Annotated in this window: 24 protein-coding genes; 5 read left to right on the forward strand and 19 right to left on the reverse strand. The window is 61.2% G+C overall.

Translation table 11 applies throughout. The annotated features are described in order from the left end of the window. Nucleotides 1-8: 8 nt before the first annotated feature. The 5 genes from HKD28_RS03670 to HKD28_RS03690 all read right to left on the reverse strand — a co-directional run bounded on the left by HKD28_RS03670 (nt 9) and on the right by HKD28_RS03690 (nt 4,186). The gene (locus HKD28_RS03670) at nt 9-491 is read right to left on the reverse strand and encodes a helix-turn-helix domain-containing protein (protein ID WP_235993316.1); all 483 of its coding nucleotides are present in this window, start codon (nt 489-491) and stop codon (nt 9-11) included. Nucleotides 492-646: 155 nt separating this feature from the next. After that, nucleotides 647-2,161, reverse strand: coding sequence for an apolipoprotein N-acyltransferase (lnt, locus tag HKD28_RS03675; protein WP_194266952.1), 1,515 nt, complete (start codon nt 2,159-2,161; stop codon nt 647-649). A gap of 76 nt (nt 2,162-2,237) precedes the next feature. Continuing rightward, on the reverse strand, nt 2,238-3,068 hold the full coding sequence (locus tag HKD28_RS03680; protein ID WP_174694226.1) for a GNAT family N-acetyltransferase: 831 nt from the start codon (nt 3,066-3,068) through the stop codon (nt 2,238-2,240). Between the two features lie 71 nt (nt 3,069-3,139). Next, nucleotides 3,140-3,673, reverse strand: a complete 534-nt coding sequence (locus HKD28_RS03685) for a Fur family transcriptional regulator (protein ID WP_194266955.1) — start codon at nt 3,671-3,673, stop codon at nt 3,140-3,142. 105 nt (nt 3,674-3,778) lie between these two features. Next, the gene (locus HKD28_RS03690; protein WP_062029993.1) at nt 3,779-4,186 is read right to left on the reverse strand and encodes a MucR family transcriptional regulator; all 408 of its coding nucleotides are present in this window, start codon (nt 4,184-4,186) and stop codon (nt 3,779-3,781) included. 87 nt (nt 4,187-4,273) lie between these two features. Between HKD28_RS03690 and HKD28_RS03695 the strand changes: the two genes are divergently transcribed. After that, nucleotides 4,274-4,516: a sulfurtransferase TusA family protein gene (locus HKD28_RS03695; RefSeq protein WP_194266957.1), complete on the forward strand. Its 243-nt coding sequence runs from the start codon at nt 4,274-4,276 to the stop codon at nt 4,514-4,516. On the opposite strand, the gene HKD28_RS03700 is transcribed toward HKD28_RS03695, so the two are convergent. From HKD28_RS03700 to HKD28_RS03725, 6 genes are all read right to left on the reverse strand, one after another. Then, on the reverse strand, nt 4,503-4,946 hold the full coding sequence (locus HKD28_RS03700) for a GNAT family N-acetyltransferase (RefSeq protein ID WP_328748999.1): 444 nt from the start codon (nt 4,944-4,946) through the stop codon (nt 4,503-4,505). The genes HKD28_RS03695 and HKD28_RS03700 overlap by 14 nt on opposite strands. Continuing rightward, the gene (gene tsaB / locus HKD28_RS03705) at nt 4,943-5,581 is read right to left on the reverse strand and encodes a tRNA (adenosine(37)-N6)-threonylcarbamoyltransferase complex dimerization subunit type 1 TsaB (RefSeq protein WP_328749001.1); all 639 of its coding nucleotides are present in this window, start codon (nt 5,579-5,581) and stop codon (nt 4,943-4,945) included. The genes HKD28_RS03700 and tsaB overlap by 4 nt, the downstream gene beginning before the upstream one ends. Further along, complete coding sequence (locus tag HKD28_RS03710) at nt 5,572-6,192, reverse strand: malonic semialdehyde reductase (RefSeq protein ID WP_194266962.1); 621 nt, start codon at nt 6,190-6,192, stop codon at nt 5,572-5,574. The genes tsaB and HKD28_RS03710 overlap by 10 nt, the downstream gene beginning before the upstream one ends. A gap of 3 nt (nt 6,193-6,195) precedes the next feature. Beyond that, nucleotides 6,196-6,759 carry a NifU family protein gene (locus tag HKD28_RS03715; protein ID WP_099285862.1) on the reverse strand — a complete coding sequence of 188 codons (564 nt, stop codon included), beginning with the start codon at nt 6,757-6,759 and terminating at the stop codon, nt 6,196-6,198. 117 nt (nt 6,760-6,876) lie between these two features. Then, nucleotides 6,877-8,253 (reverse strand): ATP-binding protein, encoded by a 1,377-nt coding sequence (locus tag HKD28_RS03720; protein ID WP_207728866.1) that lies wholly within the window; start codon nt 8,251-8,253, stop codon nt 6,877-6,879. Nucleotides 8,254-8,273: 20 nt separating this feature from the next. Then, a complete protein-coding gene (locus HKD28_RS03725) occupies nt 8,274-9,044 on the reverse strand; it encodes a response regulator (RefSeq protein ID WP_099285864.1) in 771 nt (256 codons plus the stop codon). 171 nt (nt 9,045-9,215) lie between these two features. Here HKD28_RS03725 and fbaA point away from each other — a divergent pair, with 171 nt between their 5' ends. Beyond that, a complete protein-coding gene (gene fbaA / locus HKD28_RS03730) occupies nt 9,216-10,292 on the forward strand; it encodes a class II fructose-bisphosphate aldolase (RefSeq protein WP_194266965.1) in 1,077 nt (358 codons plus the stop codon). A 64-nt stretch (nt 10,293-10,356) separates the two neighbouring features. Here the strand turns inward: fbaA and HKD28_RS03735 are convergent, their stop codons facing one another. Beyond that, nucleotides 10,357-11,934 (reverse strand): efflux transporter outer membrane subunit, encoded by a 1,578-nt coding sequence (locus HKD28_RS03735; protein WP_194266968.1) that lies wholly within the window; start codon nt 11,932-11,934, stop codon nt 10,357-10,359. A 98-nt stretch (nt 11,935-12,032) separates the two neighbouring features. On the opposite strand from HKD28_RS03735, the gene HKD28_RS03740 reads away from it, so the two are divergent. After that, nucleotides 12,033-12,701 (forward strand): TetR/AcrR family transcriptional regulator, encoded by a 669-nt coding sequence (locus HKD28_RS03740; RefSeq protein WP_194266970.1) that lies wholly within the window; start codon nt 12,033-12,035, stop codon nt 12,699-12,701. Here HKD28_RS03740 and HKD28_RS03745 read toward each other — a convergent pair. The 4 genes from HKD28_RS03745 to HKD28_RS03760 form a co-directional block, all read right to left on the reverse strand. Beyond that, on the reverse strand, nt 12,695-14,272 hold the full coding sequence (locus tag HKD28_RS03745; protein ID WP_194266972.1) for a DHA2 family efflux MFS transporter permease subunit: 1,578 nt from the start codon (nt 14,270-14,272) through the stop codon (nt 12,695-12,697). The genes HKD28_RS03740 and HKD28_RS03745 overlap by 7 nt on opposite strands. Next, the gene (locus HKD28_RS03750; protein ID WP_194266974.1) at nt 14,269-15,375 is read right to left on the reverse strand and encodes an HlyD family secretion protein; all 1,107 of its coding nucleotides are present in this window, start codon (nt 15,373-15,375) and stop codon (nt 14,269-14,271) included. The genes HKD28_RS03745 and HKD28_RS03750 overlap by 4 nt, the downstream gene beginning before the upstream one ends. Nucleotides 15,376-15,536: 161 nt before the next feature. Further along, nucleotides 15,537-17,021 (reverse strand): UdgX family uracil-DNA binding protein, encoded by a 1,485-nt coding sequence (locus HKD28_RS03755; protein WP_194266976.1) that lies wholly within the window; start codon nt 17,019-17,021, stop codon nt 15,537-15,539. Further along, on the reverse strand, nt 17,018-18,250 hold the full coding sequence (locus HKD28_RS03760) for a putative DNA modification/repair radical SAM protein (RefSeq protein ID WP_194266977.1): 1,233 nt from the start codon (nt 18,248-18,250) through the stop codon (nt 17,018-17,020). The genes HKD28_RS03755 and HKD28_RS03760 overlap by 4 nt, the downstream gene beginning before the upstream one ends. Nucleotides 18,251-18,428: 178 nt before the next feature. Here HKD28_RS03760 and HKD28_RS16005 point away from each other — a divergent pair, with 178 nt between their 5' ends. After that, entirely contained in the window at nt 18,429-20,057 is a 1,629-nt protein-coding gene (locus HKD28_RS16005; protein ID WP_194266979.1) for a flagellin N-terminal helical domain-containing protein, read from the forward strand. Nucleotides 20,058-20,191: 134 nt separating this feature from the next. Further along, nucleotides 20,192-20,614, forward strand: coding sequence for a flagellar biosynthesis regulator FlaF (locus HKD28_RS03770; RefSeq protein WP_194266981.1), 423 nt, complete (start codon nt 20,192-20,194; stop codon nt 20,612-20,614). A 116-nt stretch (nt 20,615-20,730) separates the two neighbouring features. On the opposite strand, the gene HKD28_RS03775 is transcribed toward HKD28_RS03770, so the two are convergent. From HKD28_RS03775 to folD, 3 genes are read right to left on the reverse strand one after another with little or no spacing between them, the layout of a single operon-like run. Then, nucleotides 20,731-22,731 (reverse strand): M1 family metallopeptidase, encoded by a 2,001-nt coding sequence (locus HKD28_RS03775; protein ID WP_194266983.1) that lies wholly within the window; start codon nt 22,729-22,731, stop codon nt 20,731-20,733. 33 nt (nt 22,732-22,764) lie between these two features. After that, complete coding sequence (locus HKD28_RS03780; RefSeq protein WP_194266985.1) at nt 22,765-23,517, reverse strand: methylenetetrahydrofolate reductase; 753 nt, start codon at nt 23,515-23,517, stop codon at nt 22,765-22,767. Beyond that, on the reverse strand, nt 23,514-24,437 hold the full coding sequence (folD, locus tag HKD28_RS03785) for a bifunctional methylenetetrahydrofolate dehydrogenase/methenyltetrahydrofolate cyclohydrolase FolD (RefSeq protein ID WP_194266988.1): 924 nt from the start codon (nt 24,435-24,437) through the stop codon (nt 23,514-23,516). Before folD ends, HKD28_RS03780 begins: the two co-directional genes overlap by 4 nt. Between the last annotated feature and the right edge of the window lie 25 nt (nt 24,438-24,462).

Here is a 24,462-nt window from a genome sequence, read left to right on the forward strand (position 1 = left end):
CCCGGCGTTCAGTCCGCTTTCGGATCTGCCGCGCCGAGGGAGCGGATCAGGTCCAGCATCCGTTTACGGACCGCAGGGTCCGGGATGCGGTAATAGGCCCGCACCAGCTCGACCGTCTCGCGGCGGCTGAACAGGGCGGCCTCGTCCACCGGCAGATCGAACAGGCGGGGCGATGCAGCGCTTCGGGCCGGACGATCGCCAAATGCGGCCTGAGTTTCGGCAAACCCCGTAACCGGTCCCTTGAAAGGCTGGGACTGACCAAAGACGGGGGTGAAAGGCCGGGAAGTCTCAGGGAAAGGCCGCGACGCAAAGGTCCGGGATTCCTGAGCCTCCCGCATATCATCGAAAAAGAAGCCGACCGGCACGTCCAGAATCTGCGCCAGATCGTAAAGACGGCTGGCGCCGACGCGGTTGGCGCCCCGTTCGTACTTCTGGATCTGCTGGAAAGTCAGGCCCAGCGCCTCGCCAAGCTTTTCCTGCGACAACCCCATGAGGGTACGGCGCAGCCTGATCCGGTTGCCGACATGGGCGTCTACAGGCCCGGCCGCAGCGGAACTGCGGGTTTCGGAGCGAGTACGATCCGAGGAAGAGGACTGTTTTTCTGGCACGTCCTGATGGTTAATAAAACTACAACAGCTTGTCAATGTTAACCTTTTTGTGTCGTTCTATGTCGCCTGTGAATCGCAGGAAACAGGGCCAGAATCATGCACAGGATCGCAAGCGTAAGGGGCGTCGCGCGCCCGAAGCGGGAGAAAAATGTCGGGGGAAGCGGCGACGGAATATCGCTGACCAGAACATCGGCCAGCCCCCAGCCCAGACGGGCAGTTTCATGTCCGGTCGCGTCATAAATGGCGGAAATTCCAGTATTATTGGCAAAGACAACCGGAAGCCCCTCCTCCACGGCCCGCATCCGCCCGGTGGCGAGATGCTGGCGCGGACCGGCGCTGTTGCCGTACCAGGCGTCATTTGAAATCGTCACCAGCCAGTCCGGGCGGTCGTTGCGGGCCGTGACGGAGCCAGAGAAAATGATTTCGTAGCAGACCATCGGCCCCACGCGCCCCAGGCCCGGCAGATCCCATGTCTTCAGACCCGGCCCCGGCGTCAGTACACCGGGCAGCACGTTAAACGGCAGAATCCAGGGTTGGTATTCGCCGAACGGCACCAGACGACTCTTGTCGTAAATGGCCGCAATGCTGCCATCGGGGGCGACCGCGATCAGGCTGTTGAACCAGTCCTTGCCGGACTGGCGGTCCGAGCCGACCAGAGCCGGGGCACCGTCTGCCGCCCGGGCGATCATCTGTCGGGCCAGCGTATCTTCGTCCAGAAGGCCGGGGAAACCGGATTCCGGCCAGATCACCACAGGCGACCGACCACCCTGCGCATAGGCTTTCTGCGCCCCCTGTGCCGTCAGGCTCAGATAGCGGCGGAAATTACCGACCGCATCCGCATGGCTGATGACTTCCGCTTCCGGCACGTTGCCCTGCACCAGGACCGCGCGAGGATTGGTGATGTTCAGGGGCGTTGCGGTGAACAGTCGCCATGCGCCCGCACCGACCCAAAGCACGCCGACAGCCAATACCGCCAACGCTGCACGTCTGCCGCGAAACAGAGCAAGTGAGCCGAGCACGAGGGCCAGCGATAGCCCATCCACACCCAGAACGGCGGCGGGCTGAATCAGGACGTCTCCAGCGAGGCCCGGTAGTTCAAGGTCGCTGCCAAGCGGATTCCACGGAAACCCTGAGAACATGAAGACGCGCCCCATATCCATGACGGTCCAGCTTCCCGCGAACATCAGCACCCGTCGCCAGCCCGGCGGCACTACACGACACAGCACGGCCGGAACGCAGATGAAGGGAGCGATCAGCAGCGAAACGCCGGGAGATGCAAACGGCACGACCCACCAGAATTCGTGGACGCGCGTCAGAATCGCGTTCGTTAGCCAGTAGAGCCCGACGGTGTGGAAGCCCATGCCAAACAGGAAGCCACACCATGCCGCCTGTTTCCATGAGCGCGCATCTTCCGACACGCGATACAGGACCATCAGCCCCACAGGCAGCAGGAACAGGAAATGGACCGGAGGCAGGGACAGGGCTGCCAGCGCTCCGGCAAGCAGCATCAGTCCGGCGAGCCGCCAGCCGCGGACAGGGAGCGTCGAAATCATGGGCAAACCGTCCGGCTGACGAAGGGGCTGAAATAGAAAACAGCCGGACCTTCAAGATCCGGCTGCGGGAAGGCTGTCAGTCGAGGGCGTCGCGCAGGCGGCGTTCGTAATGACGGTAATACTTGTCCGCCAGAAGTTCGCTTTTCACCAGAACGGCGACATCCGTGGTGTTGAACTGCTCGTCCACCACGGCCCCATCACCGACATACCCGCCCAGACGCAGATAGCCCTTGATCAGCGGCGGCAGCTTATTGAGGCAGGCGCGGTAGTCCAGCACATGCGGATCGGTACGCTGCATTTCCACATAGCGGTCCGGCAGCGCACGAATGCGCAGGGCCGGGGGGGCCAGATGGTTGTGGTGCATGTAGGTCAACTGGTCGGCCAAGGCATCCGGGTCGGTTCCCGGCAGACTGCCGCACCCGAACAGTACGTCGATCCGGTGCAGGAAGATGTAGGACGCAATACCGCGCCACAGAAGCTGCATGGCGGAACGGCCGCGATATTCCTTCGCCACGCAGGAGCGACCAACTTCAAGCAGACGTCCAGGAAATTCCGTCAGGGTCGAGATGTCGTATTCAGAAGACGTGTAAAAACGCCCCACCTTCTCCGCGGCATCCGAGCGCAGCAGACGATAGGTTCCGACGACACCGGCGGCACCGGGGCCTTTGTCATGATCGATAACCAGAAGGTGATCGGCAGCTTCGTCAAATTCATCGACGTCACGCTTGGTGCGGAAGGCGCGCTCGTCAGGATGGGCGCCGAGCTCTTCGAAGAAGACGCGATAGCGCAGGGCCTGAGCAGCGTCGCGCTCCTCTTCCGTCTCGGCGATGCGTACCCCCAGCGTGCCACCACGCAGTTCCTGAAACCCGCCTTCGCGGTTCAGGGACAGGGTGGAGAGCGTCTCCATCTGACGCAGGGTTTCTTCGCTACTGGCCAGCGTATGCGGAGCGGAAATGGGAGTGCCATCCAGTTTGGTGGTCATGATCCGCTCTTGTTCCTGTTTTCGGGAGGAGATTTTTTCCTGCTTTCGGGCTCGGCACGACGACCGAACAGCTCGATGCGATGGGAGACGAGGTCAAATCCCAGACGCTGAGCCAGCTGCTCCAGAAGACGGACCGGTTCGTCGTCCTCGAATTCAATGACACGGCCGCTATCCACGTCGATCAGGTGGTAGTGGTTGCCGCTGTCACTGGCTTCATAGCGTGCTCGTCCACCGCCGAAATCGCGGCGTTCGAGAATGCCTTTCTCCTCAAGGAGACGCACCGTGCGATAGACGGTCGCCACGGAGATGCGGCTGTCGATCTCGGAGGCACGGCGATAGAGTTCTTCGACGTCGGGGTGATCGTCAGCAATGGACAGGACATGTGCGATGACACGTCTCTGGCCGGTCATTTTCAGACCGCTTTCCACACACAGGCGGGCAATGTGCGAATCATCCGGCACGGGGGAAGAGGAGGCCTTCCGATTCCCGGGGCTGCTGCGTCTCTCAGCGGTTTTCGTATCTGCGACCATATCTGCGGCCTAGCCGAAAAACAGGCGTGTTGTCCACTTTATGGAGCCTGTCGAGGTTTTCCCTGTCGCCGGGATGAAGAAACCGGCGACAGGGAAACGAGGCTCTCAGTCTTCGCGACGACGGCCGAGGCCGATCTTGCGGGCCAGCGAAGAGCGGTGGTTCGCATAGTTCGGAGCAACCATCGGGTATTCCGGCGGCAGGCCCCAGCGCTCGCGATATTCCTGCGGCGTCATGTTGTAGGCTGTCTTGAGGTGACGGCGCAGCAGCTTCAGCTTCTTTCCGTCTTCAAGGCAAATGATGTAGTCCGGGAAAACCGACTTGCGCGGCGAAACGGCCGGGACCAGCTTCTCGGCAGGAGCCTCTTCTGGAACGTTCACCGTTGCAAGAGAGTCATGAACGGACCGGATCAGGGCCGGAAGAGCGTCAGCCGGAATATCGTTGTTTGATACATAGGCCGTAACGATCTGCGCAGTCAGCTGATGCAGTTCGGGAGCATTTGTCTCTTGCGACATATTAGATAAGTCCTTCATCCTTGAGCGAGTGAGCATGTAGCAGTCATAAATTGCTTCGTTCAAGCATAAAAAGAAAGAAACGAGACTGTGACAGAAAATGAAATATTCTTCATAGATATAACAGAGAAAAAATGCCCCATGACGACTGTATATGTTCGGGCCAAACTCGATGCCATGACTTCGGGACAGAGACTTGACGTGTGGCTCCATGGAACAGAAACACGCAGGAACGTCCGGGCATCAGTGCAGGCACTGGGTCATACAATTCTGGCTGATTCGCCTGTTCCAGACAGGGCGGATCTTTACTGCCTGAGTATCAAAAGGCGTTAGAAACAAGGACCTGCGCGTCACTTCCGTCCCTGTAATAGCCGCGACGCAGGCCGGCTTTTACAAAACCGCATTTTTCATACAGTGCAGCAGCCGAATTGTTACAGACTGCTACTTCCAGAAATACTTGTCCTTTGGGCAGAATGGCCTGCACCAAAGACCTTCCGACACCTCTGCGGCGAAAATATGGATGAACCGCAAGTGTCAGAATTTCCGTTTCATCCAGAACTGTCCGCGAGAGAATGAAACCGGCAGGACTATTGTCGATCAGCGCAATGACGACTTCCGTTCCGTACATGGATAGTAAATCAATAAAGGACGCCGCACTCCAGACTTCTCCGCCATGAAATGCGGCTTCATGAAGCTCCGCCAGAAGCGGCGCACATTCGATCCCCATCGTCCGCAGTTCAAACGCCGGTTCCGGACTGCTCACAGGGGCAAAGGCCTCAGACCAGCTGCGGGCGGCTTGGCTTCGGGCGGATCGACATAAAGCGGCATCAAGGGACCGGGAGAAACGCCCTGTGCAGCCTGAACGATGCCCAGAGCGGTCGGGGCCTCGCAGGACAGCACGGGACACGGCCAGTCCGATTTTTCGGACACGGCATCGCCCGTCACACAGGCCCAGTCCGCGGGATCAAGATCGACGGTCTGGCTGGCCATGACGGGCCCGTGCGGCGGGTCCACGAACACCCGCCCCCGACGCGCAATGCTAACGCAGACAGCGTCCGGACGACTGAGGGTGGCGCGGATCGCCTCACCCAGCGTGACGCCGATCGTGGGGCAGTTCCAGCCTGCCGCCAGACCTGCGGCCAGTGACAGGGACGAGCGCAGCCCGGTGAAAGACCCCGGGCCGAGGACGGCCACGACGCGATCAGGGGCTGTGGTCCAGCCGTTCTGCGCCAAAAGATCGCGGATGGCGGGAGCGAAATGCTCGGAAGCGCCGCGCCCCGCCATTAATTTTTCCGCAATAACCCGACCGTCCTCAACCAGAGCCACCAGACTGGTCAGACCGGCCCCTGCACCGGCTCCATTGAAAACGACCGTCCGTGAAGACCCTGTCACAGACACAGACAGGCTTCTCCGAAGTCCAGACGGGGCGCACGCGGCTCGGCATGGTCGGGGGCAGGCTCGTTTTCCGCCGGATAGCCAAGCCCGACGAGGAAGTTCACGCGCCAGCCAGTGGCGTTCAGCAGCGTGTCCTCGACCATGAAACAGTCAAAGCCGGACATCGGCATAGCGGACAGGCCCAGCATCCGGGCGGCCATGATGAGATAGGCACCTTCGAGCGTGCCGTTGCGAAAGGCCGTCTCGTCAGACAAACCCACATCAGCGGCGAACCAGTCGCGCAGACCCTCCTGCGGGTTCAGACGGGGCAGCGCCTCGAAAAACAGCGGATCATGGCACACGACAGCCAGAACCGGAGCGGCCATGGCGCGGGCCGCGTTTCCCGGCGACAGCGCGGGGCGGATGCGCTCACGGGCATCCTGTGTCGTCAGGAAAACGAAGCGACCCGGCGAGCAGTTGCCGGAGGTCGGCCCCAGCTTCACCAGATCGTACAGACGGCGCAGGACATCCTCCCCGACCGGGCGCGGCGAGAAGCTGCGCGGCGTCCGGGCCTGCGTGAACAGGGCTTCCGCGCCCGGAACCGGTGCACAATCAGGGGCTGTCTGGCCGTCCATGGTTCAGTCCTCGACCTGTTCGACCGAAGCAACTTCGGGAACATAATGCCGCAGCATGTTCTCGACGCCGTGCTTCAGGGTCGCACGCGAAGACGGGCAGCCGGAGCATGCGCCCTGCATGGCCAGATAGACCACGCCATCCTTGTAGCCACGGAACGCGATGTCGCCGCCGTCACCGGCCACAGCAGGGCGCACGCGGGTGTCGAGCAGGTCCTGAATGCGGCTGACGACTTCGGCGTCTTCGGGTGCAACATCATGTTCGGGAGCGGACTGTGTTCCCGAAAGAACCGGGCGGCCGCTTTCAAAGAACGTCGTGATCGTGCCGAGCACGACGGGCTTGAGGTCGCCCCAGCTGATGTCGTCGGACTTCGTGACGGAAACGAAATCGCCACCAAGGAAGACGCGGCGCACATTCGGCTGTTCGAACAGTGCGGTCGCCAGTTCGGAGCGTCCGGCAGCGACATCGGCATCACCGAAATCGACGGGCCGGGCATCGCCGGTCACGCTGCGGCCGGGCAGGAATTTCAGGGTAGCGGGATTGGGGGTGTCTTCGGTCTCGATGAACATCGTGGTCATGTCCTTGCGTTCCAGTCCGCCCTGACATGTGCCACTTCGCCTCAAGGTGCAAGTGTCGGGACTGCATTGGTCCGACTTCGCGTGTTTTTAACGCTGGAACACGCCCGATCAGACCTGTTCGCCCTGCCCCTCGCCTTTTCCCTCATTTTTCCTTGACGGAGACGGGAGTCCCTTCGGCAGGATGATGGTCGCGCACAGCCCGCCATAGCCTTTCGAGGCGTCTCCGCGCCCGAGAACCAGAGTCCCGCCCTCGCGCGAGATTTCGCGCTGCACGATGGCCAGACCCAGCCCGATTCCCCCCGTCGCCCGCGAGCGTGAGCCCTCCAGACGATAGAAGGGGGCGATCACACGTTCGTATTCGCTTTCAGGGATGCCGGGGCCGCTGTCGCTGATGGCGATTTCCAGCGCGCCGTCCTCACGGGTGCGGAGCGTGGCGAGGACATTACCACCATAGTTGATGGCGTTTTCGATCAGATTCGACAGGACGCGCTTCATGGCGAGCGGACGAACATGGACCAGCGCACGATCTGGCCCTTCGTAATGGGCTTCATGCCCGCGATCCACATGGTCGTCCACGAGGGTTTCGAGCGTCGCGACGATATTGATGGTACGGGGGACTTCGGGATCGTCGGCACCGGCCAGATAGGCGAGGATGCCGTTCACCATGGCTTCCATCTCATCCAGATCCGCCTCAATGGCGGCCTGTGCTTCGCCGTCATTGAGAAAGCCGCAACGCAGGCGCAGGCGCGTCAGGGGCGTTCGCAGATCGTGCGAAACCGCCGCCAGAGCCTGCGTTCTGTCGTTGATGAGGCTCTGGATGCGCTCCTGCATCGCATTGATGGCACGGGCAAGATGGCGGACTTCTGGTGGCCCGCGCTCAGCCAGCGGTACCCATTTTTCGCTGGAGCCGATGCGGTCTGCAACTGAAACGAGCGCGCGCAGCGGCATACTGAGGCCGCGGATCAGCATGGTCGCGGCAATGGCGACCGCTCCAGCCGCAATCGCTGCCGAGGCCAGACCACGCGTGACACGGTGATGACCGAGCATCCCCGGCACCCGGAAATGAATGTAGCTTCCATCCGGCAGACGCTGGGACCCCAGCACGTCCGCACTCCCCGGCCCCAGCGTATAGAGGTCCAGATGAGCCTGTTCGAGAATGGGATCGTCCGCTTTCAGACGCCGGACGAGCTGTGTGAGCGCGACGGGGGGATGTCCCGGCAACACGGGCGCGATGGAGGCTGGCTGCCAGGCCACGCTGAGTTCGCTGCCCGAGAGCATGACGGCCAGAAACGATCTCTGACTGACGGGCGCCGCAGCCAGCACGCGCAGATCCGTGCTCAGTGCCTCGCCAAGCTGGGCGATACGCACGTCATCGACGATATAGGTTTCAGCCTGACCGTAGAAAATGGCGTTCGTCAGGAACACCAGTGTCACTGCGACGGTCAGGACAACGCAGACGCGCCCGACCAGCCCCAGCGGCCACAGCAGGATGCGATTCTGAATGTTCAGACCCGTTCAACCTCTGCGACGAAGATGTATCCGAGCCCGCGCACGGTCCGGATGAGCTGGTCGGCGTCCGAGCCCAGCTTGCGGCGCAGGCGGCTGACGAGAACATCGATGCTCCGGTCCGACACATCCCCCAGACGGGTGCGCGACAGTTCCAGCAGACGGTCGCGGGCGATGACGCGCTGCGGATTGTCCAGAAAGCTGGTCAGCAGGTCGTGCTCAGCGCCGGAGATATCGACGGTCGCGCCCGACGGGTCCGTCAGTTCGCGGCGGCGCAGATCGAGCGTCCAGCCCGCAAAACGCAGCGTCTCACGGCGGACACGCTCCTGCGGGGCGCCGGTGGTGGCGATGCCGCGACGCAGCACGGCCCGCACGCGCGCCAGAAGCTCGCGCTGTCCGAACGGCTTGGGGACGTAATCATCCGCGCCCGATTCGAGACCGGTCACGCGATCGCGCTCTTCGCCCCGCGCGGAAACCATGATGATCGGCACCTGGGCGGGAGGCGTCTCGTTTTCGTGCTGGGCACCCTGTCCGCTGCGAAGGGCACGGCACAGTTCAATGCCGCTTTTGCCCGGCAGCATGATATCCATGATGATGAGATCGACGGGTGCGACTTCAAGCGCGGCCCACATCTCCTCCCCACAGGCAACACCCCGTGCGCGGAAGCCGCCACCCTGAAGGGCACGGAGGATGAGGGTCCGCATTCCGGCGTCATCTTCGACGACGAGGATACGGGCGGGAAGATCTGGGTCGGAAAGATTTGGCACCATGTCTTTTTCCATAGTCTCCACAGGGCGGGCATCACAAGCGACAAATCCTGACAATAAATCTTTCAGTGATTTGAAGGCTCATGACGAAAACCGATTGGCATCGTACAGTACAACGCATTACAGCCGCACCCGTTTTGCTGGCCTGTTTCATGCGTTCAGTTGGAGCCGCCAATGTCAAGAATTCCACCCGGCGTCGTCAGTGGCGCCAGTTATATGGCCCTTATCAAGGCCTGCCATGAAGGGGGCTATGCCCTTCCCGCCATCAATGTCGTCGGCACCGACAGCGTCAACGCCGTTCTGGAAGCAGCGGCCCGGAACGGATCGGACGTCGTCATTCAGGTTTCGAATGGTGGCGCGCGTTTTTATGCCGGAGAGGGCCTGCCCGACGCCCATCGCGCCCGCGTGCTCGGCGCGGCCTCGATGGCACGCCACGTCCATCTTCTGGCGAAGGAATACGGCATCGCCGTCATTCTCCATACCGATCATGCCGACCGCAAGCTGATCCCCTGGCTCGACGACCTCATCACCCTGAGCGAGGAAGAGTTCCGGACGACCGGCAAGCCGCTGTTTACGTCCCACATGCTCGATCTGTCCGCAGAACCTCTTGAAGAGAACCTTGCGACGTCAGTCGCAATGCTCAAGCGGCTTGCCCCTCTGGGAATGGGACTGGAAATCGAACTGGGCGTGACCGGCGGCGAGGAAGATGGCGTGGGCCACGACCTCGAAGATGGTGCGGACAACGCCCATCTCTACACCCAGCCCGAAGATGTTCTGAAAGCGTGGAACCTGCTTTCCCCGATCGGAACCGTGTCGATTGCCGCGTCTTTCGGCAACGTGCATGGCGTTTACAAGCCGGGCAATGTGCAGCTTCGCCCTGAGATTCTGAAGAACTCGCAGAAAGCGGTCGAGCAGGCCACGCAGAGCGGTCCCAAGCCGCTGCCGCTGGTGTTCCACGGCGGTTCAGGCTCGACGCTTGCGGAAATCGACGCCGCAGTGTCCTACGGCGTGTTCAAGATGAACCTCGATACCGACATCCAGTTCGCGTTCGCACAGGGCGTGGGCCACTATGTTCTGGAGCATCCGGTCGCGTTCCAGCACCAGATCGACCCCAGCACCGACAAGCCGATGAAGTCCCTCTACGATCCGCGCAAATGGCTGCGCGTGGGCGAGAAATCCATCGTCGGCCGACTGGACGAAGCCTTCGAGATTCTGGGCTCAAAGGGCCGGTCCGTCGCGCACAAAGCCTAACGGATAAGGGCCTGACGGGACCAGCTTGGGGGAGGCCTAAGCCTCCCGTTCAAGAGCTTTCCGTTCAGGGACCGGGCGTTGCGGAGGCGAGCTGCGCTTTCGTCACGTCCGGGTTGTTTGGGAGAGCGTCTTCCCAGCCACCGCCGAGCGCATTGTAAAGACGCGTCAGATTGGTCGCCAGCGTGGCGTCGCTGCTGACGAGGTCAAGCTGGGCGGACTGAAGCTGTGACTGCGCGTTCAGGACGTTCAGATAGTTCGTCAGGCCGCTGCGATACTGGCTCTGGGCCAGCATGAGGGCATGGGTGTTGTCGTTGACAGCCGCCTGAAGGCCCTGACGATGGAGCTGTTCGTCCCGATAGGCGATGAGCGCGTTGTCCACGTCATGCCAGGCCTTGATGACCGTCTGCTGATAGGAAATCGCCGCCGCTTTCTGGGCGTATTTCTTCAGCTCGAGTTGACCGTACAGCCGTCCGCCCTGAAAGATCGGAAGTGAAATGGACGGGCCGACATTCCAGGCGCGCGCATTCCAGAACCCCAGATCCCGGAACGACAGGGTCTGGAAACCGAAATCGGCGTTGATCGTGACCTTCGGGTAGAAATCCGCCGTAGCCTCGCCCACTTCGGCCACCGCACCACGCAGATGGGCCTCGGCTTCGCGGATATCCGGACGGCGCTGGGCCAGTTCGGACGGAATACCAACGGGCACCACAGGCGGCACGACCGGCACGCCGGCGTTCTTGTCCAGCTCGGCATTCAGGCTGCCCGGAGGGGCGCCCAGAAGCAGCGCAAGCGCGTTCTCTTCCTGCGCTACAGCCTGTTCGAGCTGCGCTTCCTGACCCTGCATGTCATGCAGACGGCCCTGCGCGGAGTCTACATCCAGCTCCGTCACCAGACCGCCATGATAGCGCTCCTGCGCAATGGAAGTGATCTGCGTGAGAATCCTGAGGTTGTCGCGCAGGATCTTCAGGCGCTGCTGGTCGCCACGCAGGCCCATATAGCCCCGCGCCATGTCGGCCTGCTGGGCGATGAGAATGGAACGGCGCTCCTCGTCCGTCGCCTGAAGATCGGCCTTGGCGGCGTCATACTGGTGCGCAACACGGCCCCACAGGTCGATTTCATAGGTCGCATCAATCGCACTGCGCCACTGGTTCAGCAGCGGAACCGTGGCACCATCGGCCGCGCCCTGAAGCAGCGGACCGACCGAAGCTCCGGCGGTGTTCCCCGCGGACTTCGCGATATTGCCGCCCACCCGGCTGATGATCTCCTGCATTTCCTTGGTGCTGTACTGGCTGCGCTGATACGAGCCCGAGGCGCTCAGGGCCGGGAAGCGCTCGGCCCCCGCCATGATGAGCTGCGCACGGCTCTGCGCCAGATTGGCGGTCGCGAGGCGGAAGGACAGGTTCTGGTTGACCAGACGGGCTTCCAGAGACGTCAGCTCAGGATCGTGAAAAACCTGCCACCAGCGGCTGTCGGCCTTCATCTCGCTGATGATGCTGTCGGGCGCACCCGCCATATGGTCCGTATAGTGGGCGGGCGACCAGGGTTTGGGCGCGTGATATTCAGGCCCCACCATGAGGCAGCCGGACAGGGTGAATAGGGCGCAGCCGCAAAGCAGCGCGCGGGAAGTGAAGGCTGCGCTCACAAAGAAACTCCTGAAGCGGAAATGATCTTGCAGTGACCGACCGGTTCGGTCAGCATGTTAGAGAGACGACCTGACGGACAGAAGGATTTTTCGCTCACATGACGGGCATCACGGACGACGGCCACACGGACACTCCCGACGGGTCGGGCAACATCGATCCTGCGGGCAGCGCCAAGCGCGAACAGATCCTGAAAGGGGCCGAAGCGATCTTTCTGGCGGACGGCTACGAAGGCGCGTCCATGTCTCGCATCGCGCAGATGGCCGGCGTTTCCAAGGGGACGCTCTACAACCATTTCGATGGCAAGGCGTCTCTGTTTTCCGCGTTCTTCGAAGAACAGGTCCGCTGCCGTCTTTCCCCCATCGAAGCGCTGTCGCGCGGCGGTGAACAATCCGTCCGCGTGACGCTGACCCGCTTTGCGGACATGACGGTTCACCTGCTGATTTCGCCGGTGGCGCTGGGGCTGTATCGCATCATCGTCAGCGAGGTCGACAAGTTTCCCCATCTGGCCGATACGTTCTGGCGCTACGGTTTTGGCCGGACGCTCAGCAATCTGAGCGAATATCTGGCGCGAAGTGTGGCGCAGGGAGAGCTGGACATCGCCGACCCGAGCCTGTCGGCCGAGCAGTTCCTGCTGATGTGTCAGGCCCGCATCATCCAGCGTCGCCGCTTCGGGCTGCCGGTCGATGACAGCGATGCCGCCATCGCAGATTTCGCCGCCTTTACCGCCGACAGTTTCCTGAAGATCTACGAACCGCGCCATCAGTGACCGCCGCCTGAGGCCTGAGCCGCCTTCTTGCCGTTGGGAGACAGCAGGAAGCACAGCGGCACCACGAACAGCGCAATCACGCCAATCCAGCAGAAGACCTCGTTATAGGCCAGCATGGCGACCTGAGAGGTGAATTCCTGAAAGGTCCGGTAGAGGGCGAACTGATGCGCCTGCGCGGCCGGGAACCCGTGCGCCTCCGCGACCTTCTGCGCATTGGCAATATAGGAATTAAGCCCCGGATTGGCCGCCGTCATGTGATCCGTCACATAGGTCTGATGGCGCTGCCGGGTCTCGATGATCGCCGCCGTCGCCAGAGAAATGGCTAGGGAGCCGACATAGTTCCGGGCCATCGAGAACAGGGCGGACGCATCGGCATTCAGTTCACGCGGCAGCGTCGAATACGCGATCGTCGAGATCGGCACGAACAGGAACGCCAGCGAGGCCGTCTGGCTGATGCGATAGAGCATCAGATGTCTGAAATCGATCGCGGCATAGAGGTTCGAGGCCTGAAACATGGCCATCCCCATCGCGAAAAATCCGAACGCGATGAGATAGCGCATCTGGATGAACTTCATCAGGATGCCCACGATCGGGATCAGACAGATCACCGCAACACCGCCCGGCGCCAGAAGCAGACCCGAAGTGGTCGCGGTATAGTCGAGCACCTGCTGGGCAAACTGCGGCACGACAATCGCCGAAGCATAGAGCGTCGCACCGACCATCGAAATCAGGAACGTCCCGACCGCGAAGTTGCGATCCCTGAAAACCGACAGGCGCACAAGCGGGTTCTTCGCATAGCACAGCCACACAATGGCTCCGAGGACGCCAATCACACCCAGCACGGCCATGGTGACGATGAAGGGCGACCCGAACCAGTCGTCATCCTCACCACGATCGCACATGACTTCGAGACAGCCGAGGCCGAGCGTAATCAGACTGATGCCGATCACGTCCACCTTCTCGCGCTTCATGCGTTCCCATGGCGGATCTTCGACGAAAGCCGTCACGGCCATCACCGTCAGGATGCCGAAGGGCACGTTGACGAAGAAAATCCAGCGCCAGGAGAAATTATCGGTCAGATACCCCCCCAGCATCGGACCCAGAACCGGTCCGACGATGGTGGCGATGGCTGTCAGGCCGAACGCCGCCCCACGCTTTTCAGGCGGGAACGTGTCGAGAATGATGGACTGCTGGCTGGGTTGCAGACCGCCCCCGAAGAAGCCCTGCATGAGCCGGAACACCACCAGCATCGGCAGCGATGTCGCCAGTCCGCACAGGAAGGACGAGACGGTGAACATCGTGATACAGATCAGGAAGTAGCGTTTGCGACCAAAGAACCGCGACAGCCAGCCCGAAATCGTCAGCACGATGCCGTTCGCCACCAGATAGGACGTCAGCGCCCAGGTGGCGTCATCATACGAACTGCCGAGCGATCCCGCGATATGCGGCAGCGCCACGTTGACGATGGTGGTGTCCAGCACCTCCATAAAGGCCGCCAGCGTGACCGTGACGGCCACAAGCCACGGATTGTGACTGGGTTTCCAGTCCTGATGCCCGGCAGTATCACTCATTTCACATAAACCGTCGGCTCGACAGACAGGCCAAGGGCCAGCGGAAGGTTCGGATCAAGTCCACTGTCCACCACGATCTTGACCGGGATGCGCTGGACCGTTTTCACGAAGTTTCCGGTCGCGTTTTCAGGAGGGAAGGCGCTGAAGGATTCACCCGAGCCAAGCTGGATGGAATCCACATGGCCATGCAGCTTGAGCTGCGGGTAAGCATCGACGTCGATATCCACCTTCTGTCCGGGACGCATGTGAGTGAGCTGCGTTTCCTTGTAGTTCGCCACGATCCAGACTTCCGGCTCGACGATGGAGAACATCTCCTGCCCGACCTGCATGTAGTCGCCACGCTCGACGTTACGCTGGGAAATCCAGCCATCATGCGGAGCGCGGACTTCCGTCCATTCAAGGTTCAGGCGAGCCTGAGTCAGCTCTGCATTGGCGGATGCGAGGGAGGCCTGTTCCTGCGTGACGCGGGCATCGGCACTGGCCACGTTTTCCTTGACCGGCTCGGCCTGCGTGAGCTGACCCTGGGCCTGAAGGACGCGGGCTTTCGCCTGATCCAGCGCGGCGCGGGCATAGTCGATATCCTGCTGCGATGTGGCGGCACGGGCCACCGAACGCTGGCGACGGTAATCGGCTTCGGCCTTGATAAGTTCCGCCTGAACAGCAGCGAGGTTGCCCTGTGCCGTGACGAGCTGTCCGGGGAAGTTCTTGTGCGCCACGGCCAGCATGAGCTGATAGGCGTCAATATTGGCCTTCGCCTGAGACACGGCGGCTTCGGCCTTGTTTAGAGAAGCAGCGTAGTCCCGGCTATCGATTCTCACGAGCAGGTCACCGGCGTGGACGAACTGGTTATCGTTCACCAGAAGCTGCGTGACGTACCCGTTGACGTGAGGGGCTATGGCGATCTTGCGACCGGCCGTGTAGGCGTCATCCGTCTCGATATTGTTGCGGGTCAGGAAAAGATAGGCCCCGATACCCACGAGAACCAGAATCACCAGCAGGATCAACGCGATCCGGACAAGGGGATTGCGCTTTTTCTGCGGCTTTCCGTTCTTGTCGGATGTCGTGTCATCCTGCGCGTGATCGGCCTGATCGCCTTGCGCCATAATGTTTTTCTCGCTTTGAAAACAGGTCTGTCAGATCGTGACCGGGTTGACTGTGCAGGGCCTGAAACCCTCGTACTGACCGATCGGTTCGGTCATCCATGACATATCGTCTCGCGGGCTTCAAGCTGGAAAAAACTGATCCGTTTCCAATTGTCCGTTCTTCACGCGTCTGGACGCTCGCAAAAATCCCGCAGACGCGCGAGACCCTCTTCGAACCGCGCCCGTTCGATCTCTCCCTGCGTGCTGTCGCCCAGCCGCAGCAGCCAGGACGGGTGGGCAAGCGCCAGACGCTGGACGGCATTTTCGCCCTCCCCCGCCGTCCAGAGCGTTCCGCGCCGCTCCGCCATCGCCCTGCCCGGACCATCCAGCGCCTTCAATGCTGTAGCCCCCAGCGAAACAATAAGTTTAGGCCGAACCAGCGCGATTTCCTGTTCCAGCCAGGGGCGACAGCCCGCCACATGCGCCTCATCCGGGCTCTGATGGATGCGGCGGCGCCCCTGAAGGCGGAAGCGGAAATGCTTGACCGCATTCGTCAGATACAGCGTGCGGCGATCGACCCCGACCTTTTCCAGCGCCTCCTGCAATACCTGCCCCGCCGGACCGACAAAGGGACGTCCGGCCAGATCTTCCTGATCGCCCGGCTGTTCGCCGACGACCATGATCCGCGCATTGATCGGCCCCTCCCCGACGACGGCCTGCGTGGCCGCACAGTGCAGCGGACAGGCGGTGCAGGTCCGAATTTTCGCCGCCAGATCTTCAGGCGTGTCCGAAAGAGGTTGGACGGGAAGATTGTCGCGGGAGCGCAGCCGGTCGTGAAAGATCGGAGCTGGCAGAGGCACCTGTTCGGCCATGGCCCGGACGCGCGCTTCAGCCCCGGCCACAAGCTGAGGGATCAGGCGCGTTTCGGGCAGGTTTTTCCAGTACCGGCCCGGCATCTCACGGCGCATGGCTTTCGTGCGGACGCGGGCCGGATTAAACGTAGAGGCATAATAAGTGTTCCACAGATCCCCGAACCCGTCATCCAGTTCCGGCTGTTCACAGGGTTCGGCAGAACAGGCCAGATCCTTCCCGTCCCAGCGGATGGAGCCGCGAGGGGTCAGGATCATCCAGTCCATGTCCGCAAAGCGCTTGGCAAAGAACGGGGCGACCCGTTCGAGAATATGATGCTGCGGCTCGAACCATGCGAGGAACCGTCGCCGTCCCGCCTCCCCGATCTGTGCGGGCAGTTCGCGAAAGCGGACGAAAGCCGTCATCTTGTGACAGTCCTGCCGGTTCTGCCGGATCATGATCCGCGCTTTTGCGATATCGACATCCGTCGCCACATCCAGCAGATGCGGATTGCCCTGAACGCGCCATGCGATCCGATAAGCGAGCGCGAACCGGCCGGGATCGGAATGACACAGCATGTCCCGCAGCAACGCGATGCAGGACGCGCGCAATGTCACGCTTTTCAGGACGGGCCCCTCCGTCAGCGCCACCATGCCGTCGCTGTCATTGGTCTGTTGCCCGAACAGATCCGTCTCGCCGCCCCTGATCCGCCAGTCGAGTGCTTCAGGCGGAATCGCACGCTGCAAAGCCGCGCGCGCCATCTCCCGCCAGGGCTCGAATGCGGCACTGTCCTCAAGAGTCAGAACGTAGCGTGTCACAAAAGATTCATCTGCTGGGGCGCGGGGCTGAACAGGCTGCGCAGATCATGCCGGTCCGTCAGCCGGGCAGGGCTCCAACCCGGCGTCTGCACAAAGGGCCGAACTTTGCGGATGGACACGTTCAGCCGCGCCAGATCCTCCAGCCGCACCGCCTGATGCCGCCTCGCCCTGAGAATTGCGGCCACGGCTTTCATCCCCAGCCCCGGCACCCGCAGCAGCATTTCCTTCGGCGCGCGGTTCAGATCCAGCGGAAACAACGCCCGGTTATCCAGCGCCCAGGCCAGCTTGGGGTCCAGCTCCAGATCCAGCATCCCGTCCGCACGCCCGGCCGTCAGTTCCCCGAAAGCAAATCCGTAGAACCGGAACAGCCAGTCCGCCTGATAGAGTCTGTGCTCGCGCTGAAGTGGCGGACTTTTCGCGGGCAGTAGGGCGGATGCATCGGGGATGGGGCTGAAGGCAGAATAATAGACGCGCCTCAGCCCATAGGAGCCGTAGAGATTGGCGCTGCTAGCCAGAATATCCTGATCGGACGCCGCATCCGCCCCCACGATCATCTGCGTACTCTGCCCCCCCGGCGAAAACCGTTCGGCCCGGCGTCCAGTATGACTACGGTCCTTGCCCGCATCAATCTTCAGCCGCATCTCCCCCATCGCCTGCCGGATACCGCCCGCTTTTTTCTGCGGCGCATACTGCTCCAGCCCCGCCACGGTCGGCATTTCCACATTGATCGACAGCCGATCCGCATAGCGCCCCGCCTCTTCCAGCAGACGCGGCGACGCATCGGGAATGGTCTTGAGATGGATATAGCCTCGAAACCCGTGCTTTAGACGCAGGTCCCGCGCCACCTGCACAAGCTGCTCCATCGTGTGATCGGACGACCGGATAATGCCTGAAGACAGAAACAGCCCCTCAATGCAGTTGCGCCGATAGAACTCCAGCGTCAGCCACACGACTTCCTCGGGCGTAAAGCGGGCGCGCTCCACATTCGAGGACGACCGGTTGATGCAGTAGGCGCAGTCATAGACGCAGAAATTGGTCAGCAGGATCTTGAGCAGCGACACGCACCGCCCGTCCGGCGTATAGGCGTGACAGATTCCGTTCCCGGTCGTGGACCCAAGCCCCCCGCTCTTTGCGGAGTCCCGGCGCGTCGAACCGCTCGACGCACAGGAGGCATCGTATTTCGCTGCATCGGAGAGAATCGCCAGTCTCTGGGAGAGTGTTTTCTTCATGTCATGTTCTTATTTCGTTCCAGATGACGGAACGCAAGAGAAACCGTGAAATTAACCTGTTGTTTCCCGGTTTTTCGTTATTTTTGAAGGACTTTTTTTAACGGAACCGATTCAGCTTCCGTTAACCACTCCCCCCTATCCTGAGGCCGCAAACCTGCACCGACGGAGAACCGATTCAATGTCATTGTCCATCAATACGAACACCGCGGCAATGGCCGCACTCCAGAGCCTGAACCAGACGACGGCCGACCTGAACAAGACCGAAAACACGGTCTCCACCGGCAAGTCCGTCAACACGGCCTCTGATAATCCTGCGATGTACTCCATCGCCCAGAACATGACCGCCCAGATCTCGACCCTGTCGGGCGTCTCCACGGGCCTCCAGTTCTCCGCTCAGGTGCTGAACACGGCAACGACCGGCCTGTCGAGCATTTCGAGCGCTCTTCAGTCTCTTGCCACCACCATCGGCACGAACACGACAGGCGTCGACAACTCGACCCTGAACGATGCCATCACCAAGACGCTGGCCTCCATCGACTCTGCTGCTACGGGCGCAAAGTTTCAGGGCGTGAACCTGCTCTCCGGCCAGACCGGCAACGGCACGACCTATACGAGCCTGTCGACCGCCATGGACGCACAGGGCTCCACCTTCACGCAGAACGGCTTCAACGTGACGTCCGCCGGCCTCGGCCTGACGAACCTGAGCATGGACATGTCCGGCTCCTCGCTGGCGCTGGGTAGCAGCACTTCCAATACATTGACGAGTGACGGTACTACGCCGACTTCCCAGAGCGTTCTTCAGCTGAAGAATGAAGCTGCTGCGGGAACGGGTGGCACGATCAGCGCGGCCAACCCCTCCGTGACTTATAACTTTGTTGCTGACAGCAAGTCTACGACATCTGGCAGCACGACCACCACCGACAACCGCCAGACGACGGCTCTGGCCATGGTGGGTGCAGCTTTCAGCAAGGCTGCCGGTTCGGATCCGACCACCGACCCCGCCGTCACAGCTTCCTTCACGCTTGGTACGGATGGAAAATTGACGGCCACAACAGGCTCGGATGTTACAATTACCTCTCAGACAACGGCATCGGACGGATCGATCACCTATTCCCTGTCCAACGGAGATAGCCTCGTCCAGTCCAAGGACGGCAATGGCAACTCCGTCTATACCGCCAATACGGCATTTGATGCCAATGGCAATGTCACAGCCAAGACCGTTGTGACGGACGTCGACATGTCATCCGCATCCTCCCTCAGCGCCACGGGCGGCTCATCAAGCGCACAGAGCGTCAAGCAGGTCGATCTGCTGACCGATGCCATGGAGTATCAGGGCTTCGGCGTGTCCCGCGATTCCAGCAACAACCTGACAATCGCTGGTAACTCCATCGATGCGACCAGCACAGAGCTCAGCGTGGTTGATGCAACTGGGGAGTTTGGACAATCGACGACGCCCCCTACGGAAGGCAAAACAGATCCTACCACCGCAGCTGACACCAAGGCGAAAAAAGCAACAGCTGTCACCGGTGCAACCGTCGTCAGCGCCGTCGTTCAGGCTGCGATCTCCAGCGTAACGCGCACCGCGTCTTCGATCGGTTATTCCAGCACGACGATCTCCAACCTCCAGACCACGACGTCCAGCCTGTCCGACGCCCTGACGACGGGTGTTGGCGCGCTGACGGACGCTGATCTGGCAGCCGAGAGCGCCAAGCTGACCTCGCTTCAGACGAAGCAGCAGCTCGCCGTTCAGTCACTGTCGATTGCGAACTCGCAGTCGTCCACCCTGCTTAGCCTCTTCCGCGGCTGATCAGGTTTCTGAAGGGTGCTGGTTCATCCGGCACCCTTCAGACCCCCTGCCAATACGCAGGACTACTTCAGAAGCCCCTTGCTTCCTCCCCCAGAGGCTTTTGAAACAGTCTTTTCCGAAAGGAGTTTGCCGTCGTGACCTATGCAGCCTCACAGTATCAGAAACAGTCCGGAAGCTATCTGTCTTCGCGGGAAGTCGAGGTCATGGCGTTCCGGCACGTCAACACGCTGCTGACGCAGGCAAAAGATCATGACAAGAAGGTCGCGGCGCTGGCCGCCAATCTGAAGCTATGGAGCATTCTGTCCCTCAGCGTTGAGCGGGTCGATTGCCCCCTTCCGGCCGTTCTGCGCGACGATCTTCTCAAGGTCGGATCGTGGTCCATGCGGTATTCCAACGCGGCCTTTAATGCCCCGAAGGACCTTCAACCCCTCGTCGATATCAACAACGACATGATCGAAGGACTGTCCACCGAACCCGCGCCTTATGCCATGACGTCGCCCGCGTCTCAGGCCTATGCCGGCTCGGCCGCGAAGTCCTCTTTGGAACTTGTGGGCTGAGAGTTTTCAACCGCAAAGCAGCCCCCAACTAAAAAAGGGCGCCGGTTCAGCCGGACGCCCTTTTTTCATGCTCCAAAGTCAGGGCACACGAAACATTCTCGTGTGCCCCGGTGGCCTCAGGGCGTCATGGCGAGTCGGTTGTCGGAACGGTCAATATCCGGGATGACGTGATCGGGGTCGAGCGTCACGGCCTTGAGGCCGTCATGAACCGGCAGCGAGACCACAATGTCGCTACTCTGGCGCCAGGCTTCCGTCGGGATGCGGAGATCTTCCGATTTTCCGTCCGCATAATCAGCACGCAAAACCACGGGTAGCGGAAGCGCACCATAGTTACGAACCTGTACGGTTGCGGGCTTTCCAGCGTCGTGATGGACGGTTCCCAGTGCATAATCCGGGGCGGCATTGGTGAAGTACCAACCGCGCCAGAACCATCCCAGATCCTCGCCCGCTTCGCTGCTCATCAGGCGGAAGAAATCCGACGGAGACGGGTGTTTGTAAGCCCATTCAGCAATATAGCGCCGGAAAGCCGCGTCGAAGCGGACCGGACCGAGGATCTGTTCACGCAGCAATTTCAGACCGTAAGCGCCTTTGAAATACGTCACGCTATGGCGGTATTTTTCCGAAACGCCATCAGCGGCCGTCATCAGAACCGGTGCATCCGGATCAGTCAGGACCGGGACGATATCCTGCGCGGGATTGCCGGTTTTGGGAGCAAACTCGGAATCACGCTTGGGAGCGAACTCACCATTATTGAAGTGATCGGACGCATACACGTCGATGAAGGTGTTGAAGCCTTCATCCATGAAGGCGTTACGGCGTTCGTCCGTCCCCACGATCATCGGGAACCAGCCGTGACCCAGTTCATGCGTCGTGATCCAGAAAAGCTGCGGATCGCGGTCGCTAATGCCGTCAAAAACGATGCCCGGATATTCCATTCCCGCGCCATGACCACCCAGATTGATGGCGTTCGGCCAAGGGTATTCAAACCACTGCGACGAGAAATATTCGATGGCGTGTTTGACGTAATCTGTTGAGCGGTCCCAGCCATGCGGCCCGATCCCCTCACGCGGATAGACCGACATCGCAAGCCTCGGCACGGCATGATAGTTCGTCCAGGGCACAACAGGCGGCAAGTTGATACGCGCGGCATCCCAGACGAACGCAGGCGAAGCGGCGAACGCCACGTCGCGCGTGTTCCGCATCCCGTAATGCCAAGTGACCTCGCCACTCTGTTTCAGATGGCTTTTTGGATCGGTGATGTCATCGAGCGTGCGGATCATGACGCGCGCATCGCTCTGCGCGGCCTGTGCAAGACGGTTCCGCTCGACGGGGGTGAGAACCTGTTCGGGGTTGAGCAGCGCGCCGGAGCCTACGAGCGTGTAGTTCCACGGCACCGTTACGCTGTAATCAAAGCTGCCATATTCGAGGAAAAATTCCTGCCCCAGATAGGGCAGCGTGTTCCAGCCCCGACGGTCATCATAGACGCTCAGGCGCGGATACCACTGCGCGACTTCATAGATGTCGCCTTCGCGGGTCGGCGTAACAGCGGTACGACCACCCCACGGACCGGGGATTGTGTAATGCCAGTCGATTTTCACGAAAGCCACGCCATGCGGATCGATCGTGCGGGGCAGCGTGAGCTGCATCCGCGTGTCGGAAATCAGCGGCGTGACCTCCACTTCACGGCCACCCTGCACGACCGAAACGTGTTCGATCGTCATGCCATCGGTATGATCACCCGTCATCATGTGGCTGCCGGGAATGGCGCCGACGGCAGCGCGCGTGTCGGCGCGATAAATGTTCTGGTCAAGCTGGAGCCACAACACATCCAGCGCCTCGGGGCTGTTGTTGCTGTAGGTCACGGTTTCGGAACCATGCAGCACATGGGCCTGCGTGTCGATCCGCGAGTGAATGACGTAGTCCGTGCGGTTCTGCCAGTATTGCGGCCCCGGAAGCCCCGACCCTGAGCGATAGACGTTCGGAGCGTCGGGAAGGGTCAGGGGGGCGAAGACGGTGGCCGGGTCAGCGAGTGTTTTCGCAGTGACGGTCTCGGGCAGCAGGGCGGCGGGCACGAGTACGCCTCCCAGCAGGGGAAGCAGAAAAAGGCGCACAGACATCCGGGGCGGGCCCTCCGTTGGGTAAGTTCGATGTTATTCCGTTATAATATCTCCAAGCGCTCCCAGATAGGAGGCAAGATCAACTTTCAGCGGCATCAGATAGGCATTGTCGTTTTTCTGCTTCACGACACCCAGCATCCGGCGCGCAAAAGCAATGTTACCTTCAAGCGTCCCGTCGTAATCGCGCGGGAAGATCACATGATTCATGCGCTCCCAGTACCGGCGGGATTTGTCGCCCAGAACGGGAGAGATACCCCAGAACACCGTGTCGTCCCGCAGCCAGTCCATGCAGCATTCGAGCATCGGAATATCGAAAAGCGGCTGGGTGAAGAAGCCACACGCCCCGGCGTCGCGCTTGCGGGCGATCTCTTCAAGCTCGTGATAGGGCGCGCGGCGATAGGGATCGAACACCGCATAGACCTTCAGATGCGGGGCTTCGCGGCGGTAGCGTTCAATGATCTGTGCGGACGTGTTGGGATAGACCACCCGATCGCTACCCGCAGGCGGCGGATCTCCGGCGACGACCAGAATGGAAGTCAGCTCCGGCCGGTCCGCACCCGGCAGCGGCGCGTCCGGGGCGATGTCGGTCGCACGGACATGCGCGATCACCTCGAACGGCGTCTGTTTCACAATCAGCGATGCGGCGTCATGGCTGCGCAGATCAAAGCGGATCAGGTCCGGGACGTTCAGTATGCTGACCTGCGGCAGGTTATCCCGCACGGTCTGCACATCCGCCATCAGGGATTCCGGCGTGCGCGGAACCAGTTCAACAGAAACGCGCGTCATGAGGAGGCATCCGCAGACGTTGAAGAAGATGTGGCGCGAGCCGCCTGAAGCGTGTTGTGCAGCAGGCAGGCAATCGTCATCGGCCCAACGCCACCCGGAACCGGCGTGATATGCCCGGCAACCGGAAGTGCTTCGTCAAACACCACGTCCCCGACCAGACGGGTCTTGCCGTTTTCCGCTGCAACGCGGGTGATGCCGACGTCAATTACGGTCGCACCCGGCTTGATCCAATCCCCGCGGACCAGACCGCTCTTGCCGGTCGCAACAACCAGAATATCGGCCTCGCGCGCCAGCTCCTTCGTGTTGCGCGTATGGATATGCGCGACCGTAACTGTGCAGTTTTCCTTAAGCAGAAGCTGCGCCATCGGCTTGCCAACGAGGTTGGACGCACCGATCACCACGGCATGCTTGCCGGTCATGTCCTTGTGGACGGACTGGAGCAGCATCAGGCAGCCTAGCGGCGTGCAGGGCACGATCCCGTCGATCCCGAGCGACAGACGGCCCGCATTGACTTCGCCCAGACCATCCACGTCCTTGTGCGGCGCAATCGCATTCGTCACCACAACCGGGTCGATCTGTGCCGGCAGGGGAAGCTGGACCAGAATACCGTGAATTTTCGGGTTGGTGTTGAGCTGCGCAATCAGATCCAGCAGTTCGTCCTGTGACGTGCTCTGTGGGAGCATGTGCATGAAAGAGCGCATCCCCACGCGATGGGTTTGGATCGCCTTGTTCTTCACATAGACTTCCGACGCCGGATCGTTACCCACCAGCACCACGGCAAGACCGGGGATCGTGTTGCCCTGCTCGACGAATTTCGCCACTTCACGACCCACCTGATCGGTCAGGGCGCGGGCGATGGCCTTGCCGTCGATGATCCTTGAGGCCAGTTCGGACTGCTTCTCGGGGGACAACATGCTCATGGGCTCTCCGGATGACAACAGGCGG

The sequence above is a fragment of the Gluconobacter cadivus genome (genome assembly GCF_015244745.1).
Taxonomy (GTDB): domain Bacteria; phylum Pseudomonadota; class Alphaproteobacteria; order Acetobacterales; family Acetobacteraceae; genus Gluconobacter; species Gluconobacter cadivus.

Bases quoted from the DNA above. Each gene is read 5' to 3' on its own strand.
- HKD28_RS03670 (WP_235993316.1), bottom strand. From the start codon at position 491: ATGGGGTTGTCGCAGGAAAAGCTTGGCGAGGCGCTGGGCCTGACTTTC.
- lnt (WP_194266952.1), bottom strand. From the start codon at position 2,161: ATGATTTCGACGCTCCCTGTCCGCGGCTGGCGGCTCGCCGGACTGATG.
- HKD28_RS03680 (WP_174694226.1), bottom strand. From the start codon at position 3,068: ATGGAGACGCTCTCCACCCTGTCCCTGAACCGCGAAGGCGGGTTTCAG.
- HKD28_RS03685 (WP_194266955.1), bottom strand. From the start codon at position 3,673: ATGGTCGCAGATACGAAAACCGCTGAGAGACGCAGCAGCCCCGGGAAT.
- HKD28_RS03690 (WP_062029993.1), bottom strand. From the start codon at position 4,186: ATGTCGCAAGAGACAAATGCTCCCGAACTGCATCAGCTGACTGCGCAG.
- HKD28_RS03710 (WP_194266962.1), bottom strand. From the start codon at position 6,192: ATGGACGGCCAGACAGCCCCTGATTGTGCACCGGTTCCGGGCGCGGAA.
- HKD28_RS03715 (WP_099285862.1), bottom strand. From the start codon at position 6,759: ATGTTCATCGAGACCGAAGACACCCCCAATCCCGCTACCCTGAAATTC.
- HKD28_RS03725 (WP_099285864.1), bottom strand. From the start codon at position 9,044: ATGGTGCCAAATCTTTCCGACCCAGATCTTCCCGCCCGTATCCTCGTC.
- fbaA (WP_194266965.1), top strand. From the start codon at position 9,216: ATGTCAAGAATTCCACCCGGCGTCGTCAGTGGCGCCAGTTATATGGCC.
- HKD28_RS03740 (WP_194266970.1), top strand. From the start codon at position 12,033: ATGACGGGCATCACGGACGACGGCCACACGGACACTCCCGACGGGTCG.
- HKD28_RS03745 (WP_194266972.1), bottom strand. From the start codon at position 14,272: ATGAGTGATACTGCCGGGCATCAGGACTGGAAACCCAGTCACAATCCG.
- HKD28_RS03750 (WP_194266974.1), bottom strand. From the start codon at position 15,375: ATGGCGCAAGGCGATCAGGCCGATCACGCGCAGGATGACACGACATCC.
- HKD28_RS03760 (WP_194266977.1), bottom strand. From the start codon at position 18,250: ATGAAGAAAACACTCTCCCAGAGACTGGCGATTCTCTCCGATGCAGCG.
- HKD28_RS16005 (WP_194266979.1), top strand. From the start codon at position 18,429: ATGTCATTGTCCATCAATACGAACACCGCGGCAATGGCCGCACTCCAG.
- HKD28_RS03775 (WP_194266983.1), bottom strand. From the start codon at position 22,731: ATGTCTGTGCGCCTTTTTCTGCTTCCCCTGCTGGGAGGCGTACTCGTG.
- HKD28_RS03780 (WP_194266985.1), bottom strand. From the start codon at position 23,517: ATGACGCGCGTTTCTGTTGAACTGGTTCCGCGCACGCCGGAATCCCTG.
- folD (WP_194266988.1), bottom strand. From the start codon at position 24,437: ATGAGCATGTTGTCCCCCGAGAAGCAGTCCGAACTGGCCTCAAGGATC.